Genomic DNA, 20,210 nt, shown 5'->3' with positions numbered 1-20,210 from the left:
GCCGCCTTTTGCACAGAAAAGGCGGCCGGTTTTTATATGCCGTAACCACCCGGAACCTGTGACAATTCCGGGTAGTGTCTGTAACCTTCTAAGGAATTATTATTTCTTTTTCAGCATCACGCGGCAGTCGGCCACAGCGCAGCCCTTGCCTTCGGGGTAGACGATCAAGGGGTTGATATCCAACTCGTTGATCTCCGGGTTTTCAGCCAGCATCTGGGAAACCCTCAGGATGCAGTCTTTCACAGCGGCAATATCGGAACGGGGGTTGCCGCGCACGCCTTCCAGGATCTTGTAGGACTTCACGCCCTTGATCATGGCTTCGGCGCTGGATTCCCACATGGGGGCCAGGCGGAAGGAAACGTCCTTGAAGACCTCCACCAGGGTGCCGCCCAGGCCGAACATCACGATGGGGCCCATCTGGTCGCGGGAACCGCCGATGATAACCTCGACGCCCTTACCGGCCATCTGCTCCATGTAGACACCCTGAATCTCGGCATCGGGGTTGTAATTCTTGGCGTTGGCCAGGATCTCGGCATAAGCGGCCTTGGCCTCTTCCAGGTTGTTGATCCCCACCTTCACGCCGCCGGCATCGGATTTGTGAATGATCTGGGGAGAAACAATCTTCATGACCAGCGGGAAGCCCACTTCCTTGGCGGCTTTTTCCAGCTCGGACTCGTCTTTGGCCAGCTTGTTCTTCAAGATCGGCAGGCCGTAGCAGGAGAGCAGGGTGTTGGCCTCGTGCTGGTGCATCACATGCTCTTCTTCTTTGCCCATGGAGTCCATGATCATGTTGTGACCCAGCTCGCAGTTGGCCTGCACGTGCTTGCTCTTGCGGCCCTCGGCCTCCAGCTTGGCTCTCCAGTTGGCCATGGCCGCCATGGAGCGGACCGCGGCTTCGGGGAAGATGTAGTTGGGAATGCCGTTTTTCTGCAGATATTCCGCACCTTCGCTCACATCCACGATACCCATGAAGGAGCAAAGCACCGGCTTGTCGGTGTTCTTGGCCACCGCAGGCACGATCTCGGCGGTTTCGAGGATATCGGTCATGGCCTGGGGAGTCAGGATCACGATTGCGCCGTCCACATTGTCGTCTTCCAGCACGTCGGCCACGGCAGCCTTGTAACGCTCGTGGGTGGCGTCACCGATAACGTCCACCGGGTTGTTCAAGGAAGCGGTGGGGGGCAGGTGCTCGGCCAGCCTTTTCTTGGTTTCGTCAGAGAACTGGGCCAGCTGAAGGCCGTGGCGCACGGCCGCGTCGGTGGCCATGATGCCGGGGCCGCCGGCGTTGGTCACGATGGCGATCCTTTTGCCCTTGGGCGGAGTCTGGGCGCTGAAGGCCTGGGCATAATGGAACAGCTCGCCAATACCCTCAACGCGCTGGATGCCGCTCTGCATGAAGACCGCGTCATAGGCGGCCTCGGAACCGGCCAGGGAGCCGGTGTGGCTGCTGGCGGCCTTGGCGCCCTCGGGGGAGGTGCCGCTCTTAAGGGCCAGCATGGGTTTCTTGGCTTTCCAGGCGATCTCCCTGGAAATCTCGATAAAGCGCTGACCGTCGCTGATGTCTTCCAGGTACATGAGGATGACCTGGGTGTCGTCGTCGTCGCGCAGGTATTCTAAAAGGTCGCACTCAGTGACGTCGGCCTTGTTGCCAAAGCTGATGAACTTGGAGAAGCCGATGTTGCGGCCCGCGGCCACGTCCAGAACCGAGGTGCACAGGGCGCCGGACTGGGAGATAAAGGCTATGTTGCCTTTCTTGGGGATCTGGTTGGAGAAACTGGCGTTCATGCTCACTGCGGGATTGGTGTTCATCACGCCCAGGCAGTTGGGGCCCACCAGGCGGATGCCCTTTTCCTTGGCGACCCTGGCCAGATCCTTTTCCATCTGCACGCCTTCGCCGCCGATCTCTTTAAAGCCGGCAGTGATGACCACGGCGCCCGTGGCGCCTTTTTCCGCGGCCTGCTCCATGGTGGGAATGACGGCGCCGGCGGGGATGACCATCACGACCATTTCCACCTGGTCAGGGATATCCAACAGGGATTTATAGGCTTTTACGCCCATTATCGAAGGGGATTTCGGGTTAACAGGGTAGAGTACGCCCTGGTAACCCCCGGTAATAAGATTGCTGAATACAGACTGTCCCACACTGCCGGGACGGTTGGTAGCCCCTACCACCGCAATGGACTTGGGGCTGACTATGCTTTCAATTCCTTTTAACATGTTTTCCTCGCAGGTGTGTTTGTTCTTGCTTGGGCCCCAACCCAAAAGGGCCTTTTGCGGGATAAAATTCCTTTTCCTCTATAGTGCCGCGCGCTCAACCTGAAAAGTCCAGGCCAGGAGCATATAACCGGAGTAACGTTCCGGATTAATCTGGCTGTTCTACCTTTAACGAAACAGCAGGACCTTGCGTTTTTCCCCAATAAGCCCAAAAAATGCGAAGACGGGCAAACTTGGATCTGCTCGTTCTTGACCTTTGGCGGTTGTTCCAAAAGAAAAGACGTATAGTACCGTCCAATTCCCGCAACTGAATTGTTTTGGATGAATGCTTACGCATTTGTAAAAGATGGGAAAATATACGGTAAGAGGCTTTTATCTCCTTTGACTGGGCGTGAAGGTAAAAAAAACAAAATGACTGCTTTTCAAAACCTGATATTAGCCAACAAACCACTTTCAAGGCTCTGCTTAAGTGTCGTTATTTAATTGTCACCATACTCCTGCAAGGTTGGTTTCCAGGACGAAAACCCCTTGCAGTGCGCCTTAGCGCTATTCCATACTGTTACTCGCTAATTTACACCCCCCTATGATTTTTTCCACAAACCAAGGGGGGTTCCTGGTTTTTTTTTGCTGCAATATCCCAGTTTTAACATCTGGTCTTAGTAGAGATAGGTGTTTTTTAAGACCCTATTGCGGCAGGTTTGCCGCATCGGAGCGTGTTTTTCCCGTCAGGTAAAGCACAATCACTGCCGCAGGGGGAATATCTTTCTTCATAGGATTTTCAGAATAAAAATTATCTAATTTATGGGCCAATTGCTGAAGAGTTAATCCCTTTAACTTTTCCAGGGATTTCTCTGTGGTTTTTGGGGCTACCCGGGCATATTGCAGGGCATCGATCACGCCTCTTAAATAGGAAATTTTTAACAGGTTGCCCTGTTCGGAATTCTCCAAATGAGGCCAGGCGTCGGCTGACAAAAGACGCAGTTGTTCCGTTTTTTCTACAGGATTAATAATGAAGCCCTGCTTTGCCCAAACCGAATTGGAAAAACATAATGCAAGCAGAAGCGAGATACTTAAAGCCAAACAAACCGGCCCAATAACCGTCTTCCGATAACCTGTAAATCTCCGGCAAGAACAAGAACCGCTAGGCCTTTTTTTTCGCGGACTCAATTCGAAGAATTCCGTCAAACCAAAATAAATTAAAATCTTATGTAATCTTGACAAGTTCACGATGAATAATAAAAGGGCTGATTTTTGCGATACACTGTTTGGGCAATCCACAAACCTTACCTCTGAGGCCATTTTCATGGTATCCTTTCTAACATGCTCAGATAATGGATAATTATATTCACATGCAGCAGATAAAAAGCAGCATAAACCATCTCGTCCAAGAGAGCGAGGCCTTCGCAAGTCGGCTGGGCAATTTCCCGGAATTCTCCGGGAACAGCTCCCGCGCCGACCTTGCGTCTGTCAGGGTGCAGGGTTTGAGCCTTGAATCCTGGGTGGAAAAGCTCTGGCCGGACCTGAACCTCTGCGAATCCCCGACTCTGGATCAGGGCCTGTTTAATAAACAAGCCAGTGATCTGGCCCAAAAAATATCAGACAGCCAAGTTGAAATCCAAAAGGCCGAACTCAAGGCGGATAAGGATCAGTCCGGGCTTCAGGGGGAGCTGAATCAGGCGCGTGAAAAACTCGCCCAAGCAGAAAAAAGGCTGAAGGGCCTGGCCGATGAGTTGGAATCCTGCCGCAACCAGGCGCTTTTAAGCCAAAAGACACAAGCCAAACTGATCTTTGAAAAGCAAGCCCTGGACCAATGGCTCAAGGGCCTTCGCCCCAAGGGACTTACAGGTTTCATGGACGCCTCGGGCGCGGAGGTGAAATCCGCTGCCATAAAACAGGCCACCAGCCGGCAAAAAACCCTGATCCAAAAAGCCGCCCAGCATAACGAGCGGCAAAAAACAATCAAATTCAATCTTACCCAAATCAGGCGAGATCTGGACCATGCCCGGCGGGACCGGGAAAAGGCCGAATCTCTGGTTTTTGATATAAGAGTCAGGCAAAAAAAACTTTCGGCCAGGATCGGGCAGGAAGAAAAAGACCGTGCCCAAAAAACAGCCCGACTCAAGCCTCATCAAATAAAGCTGGATGCCATAAACCGGTTTAAAACCACTCACGGCAGACTGGTCAACCGCTTAAGCCTGGAACTGGCGCCCTTTATCACCCACGCGGAGCCGGAACCGACCCTTTCGCCCTTAAACGGCCTGGAAAACTGTATTCAGGCAGGAGACTTGGCCTTTCAAAGGCTTGATCGGCTGCATAACCTTCTCCTCAGGCTGGGAGCCCACCTAAAAAGCGATACAGACCTGGTGCCGGAGCTGCTGAAGACCCAGCGCAAGCTGAACAAGGAGATAAATAAACAAACCGACGAGCTTACCGAACTTCTGGCCAATCTCCAGGATGCAGTTTCCGAAACACCTGACAGAAATCAATATACCGCTCTTCTCTCCACTCTCATGGCCAGGATGGAGAGGCTTTTGCCTCAGGCCAGGGAGACTCAAAGGGATCTGGACCAACTGAGGCTTCGCCTTTCCCGCAACCTGGAACGTGGGCGCAACTGGCAAAAAACCTGGCGTCAGTCCGGCAAGGAGGAAAGGGCTCAACTTGACCAGGCCAGGGCCATGGTGGAAGAGCTGAAGCAGGAAAGCGCCTCCACCGCCGAGGTTGCCGATCTCTTGGCCGGGCAGGCAGGCCAGGCGCTGACGGCCTTGAAGCCGCTGTTTTTAAGGGAACTGTTGCCGAGTCTGGCAGGAATTATCCAGAAGATATCCTCCCTTAACACAAGATCCGGCAGCCTTGAAGAACATGCCCGAGAGCTGGCCGAACGCATCCCCCAGCCCAGGGGCGGCAACCTGGCCAAGACCCCCCTTGCCTTAAAACCCCACTCGGCCGCCTTACGCCGTTTAAGTGGAAAAAACATATTACTGGAGGAACTGGAGGCCGCCCTGGACACGGCCCGCCGCTGGTGGGAAACAACCAGCGGAGAAATGATGCGGGCCATCATCCAGCCTCTTCAGGAAAAAACCAGAAAGCTGGATACAGACCTGAATCAGGTAAGCCTGGAAAAAACCAGGCTGGAGAAGGAAAAGCGGCATAAAGAAGAAGAATCCCTCCGGCTTTCCCGCCAGTTAACCGAAAAGACCGGCCAGGCGGAAAAGGCCCACCAGGAGCTTACCAGGACTCGCAGCCTTGCCCAAAACCAGGAACAGGATTTAAGGCAATACCAGGCGCAGGTCAAAAACCTCACAGAAAAACACAGGCAGACATCGACCGCCCTGAACCAGAATCTTGAGCTCACCGAACGTTTGCAGGAAAAACTGGTCTCCACCGGCCAAAGGGCCAAATATCTGGACCAGAGACTTAAATCCGTAGAGACCGACTATAGCCAAACCGCATCGCGGCTTTCGGAAAACCAGGCTCTTTCCCGTGACCTGGAGGAGCGCCTTTCAAGGGCGGGCCGCCTGGCCGAGGATCTGGCTGACCGACTGGACCAAAGCCGCCGACTTTCCAAGGCTCTTAAGTCCAAGCTGTTGGAAAAGCATCACAATCTGCGCCATGCCAACCAGGAGCTAAAGGAACTTGATTATCTGCGCACCTATTCCGCTGAGCAGGATGATCTCCTGGCCCAGACCAGGGCCGAGCTTGAAGCGGCCAGGTTAGAGCAGCAAGAGGCAAAGAAGAGCCTTATCCAGGCAGAGATAGCCCGGGAGGAGAGTTTAAAAGAGCTGGCCAGGGAGAGATCGGCCCGGGCCAGGGAGGCCCTGGACCTTTTGGGCGGCAAGGCCCTGGCTGTTGAGCTGGCGGCTTCGGAGAGCGAGGCCGGGCGCTGGGTGAATCTGGCCCAGGATCTGGCTCTGGCCCTGGTCTTGAATGGTCAGGCCCATGAGGAGCAAACCGCCCGGCTGAGGGAGCAACTGAACCGGCTCGCCACCGAGGCGGCCCAATTAAAGCGCCAACTAAGCCAGGTCTCAGGTCTGGTAAATCGCACTCCGCTCGCCGATTCCGCGGTTGGGGTGAGGGTTACGCCCCTGGATCCCGACCAGATCTACCAGGCCGTGACCAGACTGGGCCGGGCCAGGGAAAGTTTGCGGCGCATAGGGCGCTCCACCCTGGGCCACTGGGCCTTGATAGCCGCCCTTACCTCGAGCCTGGTGCTGGTTCCCCCCAGCGCGCCGAGCAAGGCCACCAGAAGCGAGACCCCCATTACCGAGCCCAAGCCCCTGACCCGCTCCATTGTCCAGAAGATAGACCAAGCCCCCCAGTTCCAGGTGCCGGTCAGCACCCGTATTCTGGACGGCCCCCTGGGCCGGGGATCACTCACCCTGGATCTTCTGCCGATCAAGGACCAGGCCACGCCTTTGCCTCCGGCGGTCAAAACCCTGCTTAATGAAACCGCAGGCAAATCAGGCCTGAGCCCCAAGGTGCTTATGACCAGCGCCCGGGCTATTTACGCGGGCCAGGAGGTGGTGGATGCCAATGTACTTGGCGAAATCACGACCATTGCCAACAATCTGGCCGAGCGCCATCCACTTATATTCAGAGAGCTGGCCCGAAAGGGGCTGCCGGCCAACACAGCCGACCTGACCACCCTGACGCCTCTGGTGGAAAAAGGGCAGCATCTTTTCATGGACCGCCTTTATCGTGAGTACCGCTCCCTGGGGTTCAGCCCGGAGGAGGCCCTGGGAGCCTTGGCGGCCAATGAACGGGCCATAGCCAACCTCAAGAAATTGCAGCCCCTGCCGGGAAAAATCTCCGGCAAGGTCACACCCTTGAGTTCCGTGGAACAACTCAAGCTGGGGCCCTTTTTAAAGCGCATGGTTCCCTACATAGAAAGCAGGCTCAAGATATTTCTGCGCCAGAGGGGCATGGTCTTTTCCGGCGATATCAAGCGCTATGCCAACAACCTGGCCTTTGACATGTATTGCGCGGCCAAAAGGTTCGAGGTTCCCCTCACCTTTTTGCTCTCCATCGCCCACCAGGAAACCTGGTATGCCAATGTGCTAGGCGACCAGAACCGCTCGGCCAGTCCCTTCCAGATATTTGAACCCACCAGAAAACTCATCAGGATATCCATGAAAGAGGCCGGTTTTGTAGCCCCGCCCGCAGGCATAAAACTGGAAAGACATCTGACCATGGCCACCTACATGGCGGCTTTTCATGTCAGAGAGCTCATGGCCGGAGCCGTCAAAAAAACAGCCCTCAGCCTCAGAGGCAAAGTAGACTCCAACCGGGTCATGCTGCGCTACAACGGCTCCAAGGCCTATATCGAGCAGGTGGCCCTGCGCCAGAAACAGCTCTCCAAATTCATGCGTTCTAAAAAAGACACTTGAGAGAAGCCGCCTGTCTTTGCAGATTGACCAAACCCCAACAAGCATGCTAGGACAAAAAGGGTTTCCAGCCTTGGCTGGAAAAACCTGTCTGGGTGAATCAAACCCGGAAGACCCATCAGTGGAGGAGCTTTGATGAACCGGGATGCAAAAGACCAAAAACCGCAAAATGAGATGGACACCACCGGCGAACTCTGGGACTCAATTGCCGAGGACCTCTTAACCCAGGGGGCTCCCTGCCAGGAAACAATTGAAAAGCTGGTGGACAAGGCCTGCCGCCAGCCCCAGGCGGGAAAGAAAAAATAAAGTAAAGGGGGGGATGGATAAGAGAATCTCAAAAAAGATTCGGCTTATCTTTCTTTTAGAAAGTCAGGCCACACTCCCGTCCGGAAAAAGAATCCTGATTTGGCTGAAACAGAAAAAAGCGCCCTCGCCTCTTTGGACCAATGGCCCAAGCCGGGTGAGATGCTGGTCTTGTCCCTGCAATGGCTGGTGGTTATCATGCCCGGCATCCTGGTCCTGGGCAAGGTGATAGCCACGGCCCAGGGCCTGGATTCACAGGAGAGCGTCTCTTTTTTACAGCGCCTGCTGTTGGTTATGGGGCTGGTCCAGGCAGTGCAGATCAGCAAGGGCCATAAACTGCCCGGAGTGGTGGGGCCTTCGGCTGTTTTACTGGTCGGCATTTTGAGCACCCTCTCAAGCGGAGTGGGAGCGGTTTACGGAGCCATGGCAGCAGCAGCCCTGCTCACTTCCCTGGTGGGATTAAGCGGCCTGGCCGCCAGACTCAGCAAGCTCTTCACCCGCCCCATCCTGGCCTCCACCCTGGTCTTGATCGCAGTCACCCTTTCTCCGGCCATGCGGGATCAGCTCTTCAGTCAGGCCACCAAAGGCGGCCCCATGATCTCCTTTGCCTTTGGCTTTCCCTTGTGTTGCGCCATGCTCTGGGGGCAATACCGCCTGAAAGGCCTTTTATCCTCGGCCAGCCTTTTATTGGGAGTTATTCTGGGCTCAATTCTTTATCACCTGTCACCCCTCTCAGATGCTCCTTTGCCCTCCATCCTGGCCGCTCCTCTGGCAGGCCTGCCGACCCTGCCCGGTCACGGCCTCATTTTTGACCCATCGGTCATACTTTCCTTTTGCCTCTGCTACCTGGCTCTTATCAGCAATGAACTGGCCGCGGTAGAAGCCACCGGCGAAGTCTGCCGGGCCACAGCCATGCCGGGCCGTCTTAACCGGGCGCTGGTCACCGGTGGTCTGGGAGGCATTCTGGCAGGCCTTTTGGGGGTCCCCGGGCCTGTAACCTATTCAGTGAGTCCGGCTGTGGTCATGGCCAGCCGCGCCAAGAGCCAATGGCCCCTTTTACCGGTGGCCCTGGCCCTTTGCCTGATGGCCTTTTTCCCGGTGGGCTTGAGTTTGTTTGCTCTCACCCCCGAACCTGTGGTGGGCGCGGTTATGCTCTACCTCATGGCAGGTACGGTCTTTGCCGCCATAAACATCCTCACCGGATCCAACGGTCCGCCCAAATGGCGGGAGGGGGTTGTGGTGGGCCTGGCCATGGTGGTGGGGCTTATGGTGGCCTATCTGCCTCCTGAGATTAAGCAATCTCTGCCCCCTTCACTGCGGCCGATTCTGGCCAATGGTTTTGTGGTGGGCCTGGTCTCGGCCCTTTTTCTGGAACACCTGATTTTTCGTGACAAAAAAAGAAGGTAAAAACATTTTATACTGTCTCCTCCGGCCCGTCATTTTCAGCGAGTCCTGGTATTATTTGCGCCAGGGAGGTTTTGTGGTGAGTCTGATTGCAAATGATTACAGTGTGCGCAGAAGACGCATGGTGGAAGAACAGATAGTCCGTCGGGGAATAAAGGACCAAAGACTCCTTAAAGTGATGAAGGAGATCCCCCGCCATTTCTTTGTGGACGAGGCCCTGGCTGTCCAGGCCTATGGTGATCACCCCGTGAACATTGGCCAAGGGCAGACCATAAGCCAGCCTTATATCGTTGCCCTGATGACCCATTCCCTGGGTTTATTGGGCAATGAAAATGTCCTGGAGATAGGCACCGGCTCCGGCTACCAGACCGCTGTTCTGGCCAAGTTGGTGGACTGGGTTTATTCCATTGAGCGCATAACCGAACTCTCCAGAAGGGCCCAGACCGTACTGGAGAAACTGAAAATTTTCAATGTCAACCTTACTGTGGGTGACGGCACCAAGGGCTGGCCGGAAAACGGCCCCTATGACGCCATTATCGTAACCGCCGGAGCGCCGGTTCTGCCCCAGGACCTGACCTCCCAACTGGCCCAGGGCGGCAGACTGGTTATTCCGGTGGGTGACCGTCATTTACAGACTCTTTTGCGCATAACCAGGAAAGGCGGCAAGCTGATCAAGGAAGAACTGGGAGGCTGTCGCTTTGTGGACTTGATTGGAGAATACGGATGGAGAAGATAGCAAAAGCGCGCCTGATAAGTGTGATCGGAGCGGGCAGCGAGGCCGCCGGGGCAGATGAAGCGGCCTGTGAAACAGCCCGTCAGGTGGGGCGGCTTTTGGCTGAAAAGGGCTGGGGAGTGGTCTGCGGCGGTTTAAAGGGAATCATGCGGGCCGTTTGCCAAGGGGCCAGTGAAGCCGGCGGCCTTACCGTGGGGATCATCCCGAGCACTGATGCGGCAGATGCCAACCCGTATTGCAAGGTGGTTGTACCCACAGGCATGGGCCAGGCCAGGAACCTTTTGGTGGTTCTTTCCGGCAAGGGAGCCATTGCCATCACCGGCAAGGGCGGAACCCTAAGCGAGATCGGCCATGCCCTTAAAGAGGGTAAACCGGTTGTAAGCCTTATGAGCTGGGATTTCCCGGGTGTCACCCGAGCCGCCGACGCGGAAGACGCCGTGGAAAAAATCCTGGCCGCCGTGGAAAAATAAAACAGGCTCCGGGGAAAGAGCAAAGCCGCCGTTTTCACGGCGGCTTGCTATAAAAAATTTTACTTTATCAACAGTTTATCCCTTGGCCACCTTTTGGGCCATTTCCCTCACCTTGGCCATGACTTCAGGCAGATCCACAGTCAGAATCTCGCCGTCCTTTACCACCTGACGACCGTTTACCAGAACCTGACGCACATCACTTCGCCTGGCCTGGTAGGCCAAGGTGGAGGCGGGATCGTGGCTCGGGGTTAAGTGCGGGGCCTTATGATCCAAGATCACCAGGTCGGCCGCATATCCCGGCAACAAAGAGCCGCAGACCTCGCCCAGGCCCATGGCCCGGGCCGAGCCGTTCATGGCCATGCCGCAGGCCTGAGCCGCGCTCAAGGCGGCCGGATCGGCATGGGTGAGCTTGGCCAGGCGGGCGGCAGTGCCTATCTCGCCGATCATATCCAAATCATTGTTCGAGGCCGCGCCGTCTGTGCCGAGACCTGCCGTGATCCCGCAGGAAAGCCAGTCACCCACCCGAGCCTGTCCCGAGGCCAGTTTAAGGTTGGATTCCGGGCAATGCACCAGGGCGACCTGATTTTCAGCCAAAAGTTCAAGCTCGCCTTTATCCAGCCACACTCCATGGGCTCCCAGGCTCAAGGATTTCAAAAGCCCCAACTTCTCAAGATGCCTCACCGGTGAAAGGTGGTACTTTTCCCGGACCTGCTCCACCTCGGCCCTGGTTTCGGAAAGATGGGTAAACCAAAGGCAACCCGCATCCTGCGCCAGCCCGGCCGCTGCCTCCAGGGTTTCGGGCGAGCAGGTGTAGATGCTGTGAGCAAAAAGCGCGGGCGTTATCAAGGGGTCCACCCCTTGCCAGGCCCGGACATAATCCCCCACAATCTTGATTTTCCGGGAAGGATCGGAAATGCCGGGAGCCGGAAAGTCAATCACCGCATGCCCCAGAACCGCCCTCATGCCAGCCTCTTGATAGGCCCTGGCCACTCCGTTCATGCAGAAATAGGAATCCTGCACGCAGGTAACTCCGGCCAGGAGCATCTCAGAGGCGGCCAAAAGGGTGCCGAGGTGGGTTGTCTCATCTGTGATCCATTTGGCTTCTGCCGGAAACATCACCTCAAAGAGCCATTTTTCCAGGGGCAGGTCGTCACTCAATCCCCTGAAAAGCACCATGGGGCCATGGCAGTGCCCATTGACCAGGCCTGGCATGATCAGCCCGCCCTCTGCGTCTATCTCCCTTTGGCCCGCAGTCCGGGACTCGTCCTCGCCACCGCAGAACAGAACCTTGCCTTGGCTTATCTCCACCCTGCCCCTGGGCCAGAACTTATCCGGCGCGGCCCACAAGGGACCGCCCTTGACCACCAGGTCACATTTATCAGTCATAACTTTACCCCCTAAGACCGACGGCGTATTCCAGTGCCTTGGCCGTGATCTCCGCCTCGTCCAGTTCAGTGAATTTCCTGTCCTGCATAAGCACCTTGCCGTGACAAACGGTATGCCTGACATCGGACCCCCTGGCCACATAGATCAACTGACTCACCGGATTGTACATGGGAGTCATGTGCGGGGTGTCCGTATCCACCACAATCAGATCGGCCAAGGCGCCGGGTTCTATGCGGCCCAGATCGTCATGCCCAAAGACCCTGCCCCCCAAACTGGTGGCCAAGGAAAGCACCTTCTCCGCCGGAGCGGCTGTGGGGTCCAGTTTGTGGGCCTTATGCAGCTTGGCGCAGGAATCCATTTCGCCCAAAAGATCCAGGTCGTTGTTGCTGGCGCAACCATCGGTGCCAAGGCCCACGGCCACTCCCCGGGCCAGCATCTCATCCAGGGGCGCAACGCCGCTGGCCAGCTTCATGTTCGATTCCGGGCAATGGGCCACCCTCACCCCGGCCTCGGCCAAAAGCTCTATCTCCTGATGATTCAAATCCACCCCGTGATCTATCCAAAGCCTGTTATTCACCAGGCCCAGGCCCTTAAGGTGCTCCAGGGGGCGCTTGCCGTATTTTTCCACTATGCCCTGGGTCTCAACCTTGGTCTCGGCCAAATGGATATTCATATCCGCGTCCAGGTCTCCGCAGATTTGACCGGCCTTTTCCAAAAGCGGGGGCGAGCAGGTGTAGGTGGCATGGGGCATTACCGCACCGGTAATGCGGGGGTGATCCTTATAATTCCGAATCAGTTCACGGGTCAGGGCGAAACCGTTTTCCAGCTCGCCATAAGAAGGAGAGGGAAAATCATAAATAACCTCACCGATCACGGCCCTGAGACCGGCCTGATCAGCAGCCCTGGCCGCCTGGGGGGCAAAAAGGTACATGTCGCAGAAACTGGTGACCCCGTTTCTGATCATTTCCAGGGCCGCCAGCATGGAGCCCCAATAGACCGCCTCGGCTGTCAGATTTTGCTCAGCAGGGAAAATATGATCCGTAAGCCAGGTCTCCAAAGGCAGGTCGTCGGCCAGGCCGCGCAATAGGGTCATGGCCGCATGGGTGTGGCTGTTTATAAGCCCCGGCAGGATAAGCCCGCCCCCGGCGTCCAACTCCCGGCTTGCCCCATCTGCCGGCTGATCCTTTTCCGGTCCGCACCAGGCGATGCGCCCCTCTGAGATCAAGACACTGCCTTTTTCAATCTGAGTGCCATGCCGATCCATGGTCAAAATAGCGCCGTTTTTTACTAAGAGGTCATGCATACGGTTACTTCTCCTGCTAATGAAAACACCCTTACGGGTCATTGAATCCAGGGGGATCCACCATGCGGTGTAGGGGATAAAGCCTTTCTTGATTTTTCCCTTTCCTAATTTAACAAAAATGGATTTGTATAAATTCTAAATATTACATAGAGCGGCATTAAATGTAATTTTACCGGGCTCTCCTCCCCCTTTGCCCTCAAAAATTTCGCAGTTGAGTGTGGAGCCAAGGGTCCCCGGAACTCTCGGATTTTGAAGGCTTTTACTCTAAATTTTTCAAGGAAACAAGACCTGTTGGAGGAGCATGACCCGGCTGAAGGCGTCATTCAAAAATATGCTCCCAACCCGGAAAAAATGAAGCGGCTTATCCTCAAGGGGCAGGTTCAGGTGCGGCGGGTTGATCGGCGGCGGGCCCTTTTTTAAAGGCCCGCCGGATTTAAAAAAGGCTATTTTTTGTAATCGTACCAACCCTTGCCGGTCTTGCGGCCCAGGTTGCCTGAGCGCACCGTGTTTTTAAGCAGGGTGGGAGAAACCCATTTCAGTTCCTTGTTCAGTTCATCATAGAAATAGTCGGCCACGAACTTGCAGATGTCGATGCCTGTAAAATCCATCAGCTCAAAGGGGCCCATGGGATAATTCAAGCCCAGTTTCAAGGCCTTGTCCACATCTTCCCTGGAGGCCACGCCCTCTTCCACCAGCTTGACCGCCTCCAGCATATGGGGGATCATCAGCCGATTCACGATAAAGCCCGGGCTGTCCACCTTGACCTCAACCGTTTCTTTTCCCATCTTCTGAGCCAGCTCGCTGGTCACCTTAACCGCCTCGTCACTGGTGGCATAGCCTCTTATGATCTCCACCAGCTTCATAAGGGGAACCGGGTTGAAGAAATGCATGCCAACCACCTTTTCGGGACGCTTGGTGGCGGCCGCGATAAGGGTTATGGACATGGAGCTTGTGTTGGTGGCCAAAATCACCTCGGGCCGGCAGACCTCGTCCAACTCGGAAAACACCTTTTTCTTGAGATCCAAGTCTTCTATAACCGCCTCAACAATAAAGTCCGCCTCGGCCAGGTCGGAGACCTCGGTGGTTCCCTTGATACGGGAAAGGACATCCTGTTTTTGCTCTTCAGTGACCTTGCCGCGCTCAACCCCCTTGGAGAGGAATTTGTTTATGGAAGCCAGGCCGCGCTCGACAAACTCTTCCTTGATATCGCGCATAATAACATTAGCCCCGATCTGGGAGGCCAGTTGGGCGATGCCGTTGCCCATGGTCCCGGCGCCAACAACTCCGATTGTCTTGATCTCGCTCATGATTCCTCCTTCGCAAAAACGGTTGTGAATCTTTCTCAAAAACCATTAGTAAGGCCGGGTGTTTTCAGCACCCTTAGGCCTCCATTGCACACAAGATCGGAATCCTCCGGTGAGGGGATCGGAGAAAGGCAGTCCCTTAGACGGTTGCCTACATGCTCATAGCATTACGATAAAAAAAGGTCAAATCCAGTTGAATAACCGGAGTACGGGGAAATCAAAACAACAAGCCGGGAACTTTCAAATCAAGTTAAACTAACCAATAAAAGCATTGATTTACAGATTATTGCCCTTTTAGACGCCAATTGACTATAATCTTTCAGTCTGTTAATTTTGCCACATAACATCTGTTACCAACCCTCTGAGCCTCAAGGAGTCTTTAGGCATGTTCCACTGCCGCACGGCGCTTTTAACCATTGTCGCCCTTTTTCTTTTGAACCTTCCCGCTTTGGCCGGGGAAACTCAATACATAACCGACCAGCTCAAAGTAACGGTGAGAACCGGCCCCAGCCTGGAAAATAAAATTGTGCATGTGCTTTCTTCGGGCGATATGGTGGTCATGGTTGAAAAGGGTGAAAAGGGCTGGGCCAAGGTCCGGCTGCCCGACGGCACCGAAGGCTGGATGAAGTATCAGTACCTGCAAACCGAGCAGACTGCAGGCCTCAAGCTAAAGGCCCTGAACCCCGAAGATAAAGAGGACCTTACCACCCGGTTGACCGAGCTTACCCAGGCCAACCAGGAACTCACCAACCAACTTGCCGAAGCGGAAAAACAAGAGGCCGAGACCAAGGAAAAGCTGGAGGCCCTGACCGTCAAGTCCCAGGGCGTGCTTGACCTGCAAAAGGCCCATGAAAACTTAAAGCAGGAATTCAAGGCCCAAACCGCCAAAATTGACGAAATGACGACCGAGGTGGATTCCATTAAATTCAGCAGTAACCTGCAGTGGTTTTTAGCCGGGGCGGGGGTGCTTATCCTGGGCTGGCTCATAGGCTTGGCCATGGGAAAACGAAAAAAACGCTATTCCTCAAACATCTACTGATGAAAAAAATAAAGCCGGTTACTCTTATACTGCTGGCCTTGATCATCGCCTTGGCCCCCTTGCCCTGCCATGGGGGCCAGGCCGAAATATGCGCTGTCTTACTCCAAAAAACCACCCTTAAAGACCTGCAGGGCAGGGTCAAAACAGAACTCCCCGCCTTCACCCCCTTAAAATTGATCGCTCCCAAAGGCCCCGACCTTCATGTAATCAGTCCTGCGGCGGAAAAGGGCAGACCGCGGGAAGGTTATATACCTGCGTCTTCGGCTGTCTTGGTTCCGGGCCGAGCCTCAAGCCATAAAAAACGCCTGCTCAGAATAAAAAAAACGATCCTGCCGCAAAAGGAAAAAATCCGCCTGGCCAAGGGCATTATCAGAAAAGGCGACACCTTTCCCCTGGTGGAGATGGCCTGGGGCAAACCCCAACGGTCTTTTATGGTTAACTATTTTTCGGATGAAGAGCACTATGTTTATTTCAGGCCCGAGGGAAAGGTTCTTCTGCGCTTTAAAGGCGGATTTCTTTCTCCGCCCCTGCCGGAAAAACACTCTGACAAAGCCAAGCCTTGAAGATTTGATTTAATTCAGGTGAGTTGTGTGCATAAGCTGCATGCCGCTGTTTTTCAACTCGCGATAACGGTCGCGGGCTTTTTTCAGTTCCGGGCCGTCTTCGGCGGGTACAAACTGAATGACATGCTTAAAACCGCCGGTAAAGGGAAGTTCCGGGATATAAAGCGAGATCAAAATTTCGGCCTGGTTGCGATTGGAAGCTTCCCCAAAACAGATAAGCACCGGCTCTTGTTCCGCACCTTCTTCGGTCATAAGGCCATGGGGAACAAAAGACACCGGGTCAAACTCCCACAACAGCCGGTCCATCTCCCTGGCCTGGGTTTCATCGGCGCACAAGATAAGAACCCTTTCACCCCCGGCCTGGAGAGAGGCGGCGAGCCTGGCGCAGGCCTTTTCCGGGGCTAGCCCCACTTTTGCCAGATTCACAAACTCATGCCGAACCGCATCCATCACAAACAAACACCTCTTTGTCTTAAAATTACCTTAGCAGATCATAGCACAGCCCGGCCTCCTTACAACCCCGTCTTGTTAGCTTATCCGGGGTTTGCTAAATTAATTAAAGGGATAAACCATAGACGCTAAACAAAAGGCAAGGGCATGATCAAGGTATCCATAAAAAACCTGAAACCGGGGCACACCCTGGCCAGGGATGTGGTTCGCCCGGACGGGGTGACGCTTATTCCGGCGGGAAAAAAACTGGGCGCATCAGAAATCCGCCTTTTGGAAAGGCTGGATATTCAGTTTGTCCTCATTGAGGGTGAGGCCTTTACAGACGCAGGGGAAAGGGAAAGATACCTGAGCCGGGAAAAGAAAGCGCTTGAGCTTCGTTTCTCCAGGGTGGAAAACGACTCCATCCTCATGGCCATTAAGGAAATTTTCCGTAAAAACCTGAGGCAAAGAATTTTTGATGAAGACACCTTTGCCCAGGCTCCCTCTTCCGGGAAAGGCAGGCCGGGTCATGACGGTTGAGACCAGGGATGCCAAAAAACGGATTCAGTTTTTGAAAAGTCTGCCCACCCTACCCGGCATGCTGGATCAGATCAGCCGGGCCGTGGAATCCCACCGCTTTTCCGCCTCTGATATTGGCAAGCTCATCAGCAAGGACCAGGTTCTCACCGCCAAGGTGTTGAAACTGGCCAACAGTGCGTTTTACGGTTTTTCCCGCAAGGTGGGATCATTGACCCAGGCCCTGGTGCTTTTGGGTTTTGAAGTGATAAAGGGGCTTATCCTCACCTCGGCTGTGTTTGAGATGATGAAAAAAAAACAGTTGGGCCTTTGGGAGCATTCCCTGGCCGTGGCCCTGACCACCGGCCTGGTGGCTGAGATGAGCCCCGCCATAAAAGAACGCAGGGAAGAAATAGCCCTGGCAGGCCTTTTACACGACCTGGGCAAGGTGGTGATCCAGATTCAACTTCCCCATGACGCCGAATCAGTAGCCGAGTTGATTGAAGTGGAGGACATGGGAACCGGGCGGGCCGAAGAGGAAGTGTTGGGCTTTAATCACTGTCAGGCCGGAATGTGGCTGGCTGAAAGCTGGAAACTTCCCCTTGAGTTGACTGAACCGATTCGCTGGCATCACACCCCCCTTGAAGCGCCGAATGCCTCCCTGGCCGCGGCAGCGGTGCATCTGGCCGATATCCTGGTGAAGGGTTACGGGTTTACCACCTCGGAAAGCGTGTATGTGCCCCCCTTGCAAAAGCAGGCCCTAAAACATCTGGGGCTGAATTTGAAAGCCATTGAAACCGTGATAAAAATGATGCCCGAAAAACTGGGGCCGGATGTGACCGACTCCAGCCTGGCCCCTTTTTGAGTAGCCAACTAGGCAACAACACGTTTTTTTCTAAAATCCGGCTTTCTTGACACTATCAGGGGAGAGACTTATATTGAATCCCAGAGCAAGATGTTAAGCATTTACCACTGAATCATTAAACTTTTTTTATCGAGTAGGCACTTATGGCGGAAGACTATTACAAAACTCTGGGTCTGGAAAAATCTGCAAGCCCCACTGAAATCAAAAAGGCCTACCGTAAGCTGGCAATGAAATATCACCCTGACCGCAACAAGGGTGACAAGGCGGCCGAAGAAAAATTCAAGGCTGTGAACGAGGCCTACGCCGTCTTGAGTGATGAACAGAAACGCAAGCAATACGACGCCTTTGGCAGCCAGGGATTTAAGCAGCGCTTCAGCCAGGACGATATTTACCAGGGAAGCGATATAGCAGATATCCTGCGCGAAATGGGTTTGGGTGGGTTTTCCCGCTTTTTCTCGGGCAGGGGAGGCCCTCAGCCCGGCGGCGGCGGCGGTTTCAGGACCTACACCTTCACCGGACAGGGGCCGGGCCAGGCCCAAGGCGGAACCCAGGGGTTTGACTTTTCCCAGGGCTTTGGCGACGCAACAGCCCAACCCATGAAGGGAACAGACCTGATTTATGAGCTGCCGGTAAGCCTGGAAGAGGTGTTTCACGGAGCCAACAAGATGGTCTCCTACCGCAGGGGCGGAAAAATGGAGCGGGTCAGCGTCAAGATACCCGCGGGCATAGCCACGGGCCAGAAGCTGAGGCTCGGCGGCAAGGGAGAGCCCGGACCGGCAGGGGCCCAACCGGGGGACCTTTTGATCCGGGTGAGGGTGCTTGAGCACAGCTCCTACAAAAGGGAGGGCGACGACCTGGAATATGAAAAGGAAATCAATTTCAGCCAGGCCGCCTTGGGAGACAAGGTGGAAGTAACCACACTTGGCAACAACAACCTCTCGATCAAGGTGCCCAAGGGAGCCCAGAACGGCTCCAGGTTGCGACTCAAGGGTCAGGGGCTGCCCCGGTTCAAGGGTTCGGGCCGAGGGGATCTTTACGTGAAACTAAAGGTGAAAATCCCCAAAAAGTTGAACTCCAGGCAAAAGGAACTCCTGCAGGAGCTGGCCAAAGAAGGGCTTTAAGCCAAAAGCCGTTAATCCCGTTCATTTTGTGATCAGCCCCGGCAGCAGCCGGGGTTATAGCTTGCTGACAAAGTCCTCCTGGACTTTGTCAGATGCCAGTTGGCAAAAACGTGGTTTTGCCAACTGGCTCGAATAACTCGCCTTAGGAAAGGCTCGCAATTCGGCGGGCCGTCATTCGGGGTCCCAGAAAAATTTAAGATTTTTCAGGGGTGTGTCCATGGCCCGCATTCAGGTTGTTTATCAACAACCTGAGCCCCGGCAACAGCCGGGGCTTTTATTATTTAGCCGGAATGTCATGAAGCGGCTCCGTGCAAAAGGCCATAAAAACAAGGCAAGTAAAATCAAGACAAGACCTTAAGGGGCCAGGCCGGGTAAAATAACCATTATCGGGGGTCATACTATACTCCGTTTTAATTAGGTATAAACCAGGCGGCTCCCGGTAAGGCGGCGAAAGATGTTTACCCAAATACCCTCCCAAGAATTGATCATGATCGGCCGCATTGCCCTGGCCACCATCTTAGGCCTCTTTATCGGCCTGGAACGGGAACGCCACAGCAGGGCGGCGGGCTTGCGCACCTGCATGATGGTTGCCATGGCCGGAGCCTTGGTGATGAGTCTTTCCATATACTTAGGCACCAGCTTTTCCCCGTTTGGCGAGGAATCGGTGTTTCGCATCGACCCTGCCAGGCTGCCCTCCTATGCCCTGGCGGGCATGGGTTTTCTGGGGGCGGGAGCCATAATCCAGGGCAAACGTTCGGCGATCGGCATCACCACGGCCGCAGCCATGTGGACCTGCACCGGAGTGGGACTGGCGGTGGGAGCCGGACTTTACCTGCCTTCCATTGCTGCGGTGTTATTGACCATTTTGGCCCTCACCATCATGCGGCGCCTGGAGCTTTTAATTACCAGGTCCCAGTTTGTCACCCTTACCGTGGAGACCGAAGGCACAGACCCGGACGACCTTATCCACGAACTCTTCAAGGAGTACAGGGCCAACCTTAACTTCACCGGCCGGGAACGCTGCCTTGAAAGCAACCGGGTGATCTTCACCTATTCCCTGGCTATAACCTCCGGCCGCAAATGGCAGGGAATGCTGAAGAGCCTGGAGGAAATGCCCAAGGTGCTCTGCTACAGTTGGCAGCAGTCAGAGGTGCCCTAACCTGAAAAAAGCGGCTTAAG

The 20,210-nt window shown here is 54.8% G+C and carries 18 protein-coding genes; 12 read left to right on the top strand and 6 right to left on the bottom strand.

All coding sequences use genetic code 11. The annotated features are described in order from the left end of the window. Positions 1–99: 99 nt before the first annotated feature. Together acs and X474_RS02135 are read right to left on the bottom strand one after the other, a co-directional pair. Entirely contained in the window at positions 100–2,217 is a 2,118-nt protein-coding gene (acs, locus tag X474_RS02140; protein ID WP_044346627.1) for an acetate--CoA ligase alpha subunit, read from the bottom strand. A gap of 681 nt (positions 2,218–2,898) precedes the next feature. Beyond that, on the bottom strand, positions 2,899–3,513 hold the full coding sequence (locus tag X474_RS02135) for a hypothetical protein (RefSeq protein WP_156360575.1): 615 nt from the start codon (positions 3,511–3,513) through the stop codon (positions 2,899–2,901). A 50-nt stretch (positions 3,514–3,563) separates the two neighbouring features. On the opposite strand from X474_RS02135, the gene X474_RS02130 reads away from it, so the two are divergent. The 5 genes from X474_RS02130 to X474_RS02115 all read left to right on the top strand — a co-directional run bounded on the left by X474_RS02130 (position 3,564) and on the right by X474_RS02115 (position 10,505). Further along, entirely contained in the window at positions 3,564–7,598 is a 4,035-nt protein-coding gene (locus tag X474_RS02130) for a coiled-coil domain-containing protein (protein ID WP_044346450.1), read from the top strand. 132 nt (positions 7,599–7,730) lie between these two features. Continuing rightward, positions 7,731–7,901: a hypothetical protein gene (locus X474_RS25930; protein ID WP_156360574.1), complete on the top strand. Its 171-nt coding sequence runs from the start codon at positions 7,731–7,733 to the stop codon at positions 7,899–7,901. Between the two features lie 99 nt (positions 7,902–8,000). Continuing rightward, positions 8,001–9,305, top strand: a complete 1,305-nt coding sequence (locus X474_RS02125; protein WP_044346449.1) for a solute carrier family 23 protein — start codon at positions 8,001–8,003, stop codon at positions 9,303–9,305. A gap of 118 nt (positions 9,306–9,423) precedes the next feature. Continuing rightward, on the top strand, positions 9,424–10,038 hold the full coding sequence (locus X474_RS02120) for a protein-L-isoaspartate(D-aspartate) O-methyltransferase (RefSeq protein WP_044346626.1): 615 nt from the start codon (positions 9,424–9,426) through the stop codon (positions 10,036–10,038). After that, complete coding sequence (locus X474_RS02115; protein WP_044346448.1) at positions 10,026–10,505, top strand: TIGR00725 family protein; 480 nt, start codon at positions 10,026–10,028, stop codon at positions 10,503–10,505. Before X474_RS02120 ends, X474_RS02115 begins: the two co-directional genes overlap by 13 nt. 75 nt (positions 10,506–10,580) lie before the next feature. Here the strand turns inward: X474_RS02115 and X474_RS02110 are convergent, their stop codons facing one another. From X474_RS02110 to X474_RS02100, 3 genes are all read right to left on the bottom strand, one after another. After that, entirely contained in the window at positions 10,581–11,891 is a 1,311-nt protein-coding gene (locus X474_RS02110) for an amidohydrolase (protein WP_044346447.1), read from the bottom strand. 4 nt (positions 11,892–11,895) lie between these two features. Beyond that, on the bottom strand, positions 11,896–13,194 hold the full coding sequence (locus X474_RS02105; protein ID WP_044346446.1) for an amidohydrolase: 1,299 nt from the start codon (positions 13,192–13,194) through the stop codon (positions 11,896–11,898). A 443-nt stretch (positions 13,195–13,637) separates the two neighbouring features. Beyond that, positions 13,638–14,501, bottom strand: a complete 864-nt coding sequence (locus X474_RS02100) for a 3-hydroxyacyl-CoA dehydrogenase family protein (protein ID WP_044346445.1) — start codon at positions 14,499–14,501, stop codon at positions 13,638–13,640. A gap of 382 nt (positions 14,502–14,883) precedes the next feature. Between X474_RS02100 and X474_RS02095 the strand changes: the two genes are divergently transcribed. Both X474_RS02095 and X474_RS02090 read left to right on the top strand, forming a co-directional pair. Further along, positions 14,884–15,537 carry a TIGR04211 family SH3 domain-containing protein gene (locus tag X474_RS02095; protein ID WP_044346443.1) on the top strand — a complete coding sequence of 218 codons (654 nt, stop codon included), beginning with the start codon at positions 14,884–14,886 and terminating at the stop codon, positions 15,535–15,537. After that, the gene (locus tag X474_RS02090; RefSeq protein WP_044346442.1) at positions 15,537–16,100 is read left to right on the top strand and encodes a hypothetical protein; all 564 of its coding nucleotides are present in this window, start codon (positions 15,537–15,539) and stop codon (positions 16,098–16,100) included. The genes X474_RS02095 and X474_RS02090 overlap by 1 nt, the downstream gene beginning before the upstream one ends. 9 nt (positions 16,101–16,109) lie before the next feature. Here X474_RS02090 and X474_RS02085 read toward each other — a convergent pair whose 3' ends face one another. Continuing rightward, the gene (locus X474_RS02085) at positions 16,110–16,550 is read right to left on the bottom strand and encodes a DNA polymerase III subunit chi (RefSeq protein WP_044346625.1); all 441 of its coding nucleotides are present in this window, start codon (positions 16,548–16,550) and stop codon (positions 16,110–16,112) included. Between the two features lie 147 nt (positions 16,551–16,697). Here X474_RS02085 and X474_RS02080 point away from each other — a divergent pair, with 147 nt between their 5' ends. From X474_RS02080 to X474_RS02065, 5 genes are all read left to right on the top strand, one after another. Continuing rightward, complete coding sequence (locus tag X474_RS02080) at positions 16,698–17,069, top strand: hypothetical protein (RefSeq protein ID WP_044346441.1); 372 nt, start codon at positions 16,698–16,700, stop codon at positions 17,067–17,069. Continuing rightward, positions 17,008–17,910, top strand: coding sequence for an HDOD domain-containing protein (locus X474_RS02075; RefSeq protein WP_231688277.1), 903 nt, complete (start codon positions 17,008–17,010; stop codon positions 17,908–17,910). The genes X474_RS02080 and X474_RS02075 overlap by 62 nt, the downstream gene beginning before the upstream one ends. Positions 17,911–18,053: 143 nt before the next feature. After that, positions 18,054–19,031 (top strand): DnaJ C-terminal domain-containing protein, encoded by a 978-nt coding sequence (locus tag X474_RS26995; RefSeq protein ID WP_044346439.1) that lies wholly within the window; start codon positions 18,054–18,056, stop codon positions 19,029–19,031. Between the two features lie 217 nt (positions 19,032–19,248). Next, complete coding sequence (locus tag X474_RS25925; RefSeq protein ID WP_156360573.1) at positions 19,249–19,389, top strand: hypothetical protein; 141 nt, start codon at positions 19,249–19,251, stop codon at positions 19,387–19,389. A 96-nt stretch (positions 19,390–19,485) separates the two neighbouring features. Then, positions 19,486–20,190, top strand: a complete 705-nt coding sequence (locus tag X474_RS02065) for an MgtC/SapB family protein (RefSeq protein WP_044346438.1) — start codon at positions 19,486–19,488, stop codon at positions 20,188–20,190. Positions 20,191–20,210: the final 20 nt, after the last annotated feature.

The sequence above is a fragment of the Dethiosulfatarculus sandiegensis genome, from assembly GCF_000931935.2.
GTDB lineage: Bacteria > Desulfobacterota > Desulfarculia > Desulfarculales > Desulfarculaceae > Dethiosulfatarculus > Dethiosulfatarculus sandiegensis.
The sequence above is the reverse complement of the archived record's forward strand: the minus strand, read 5'-3'. Positions and strand labels throughout refer to the sequence as shown.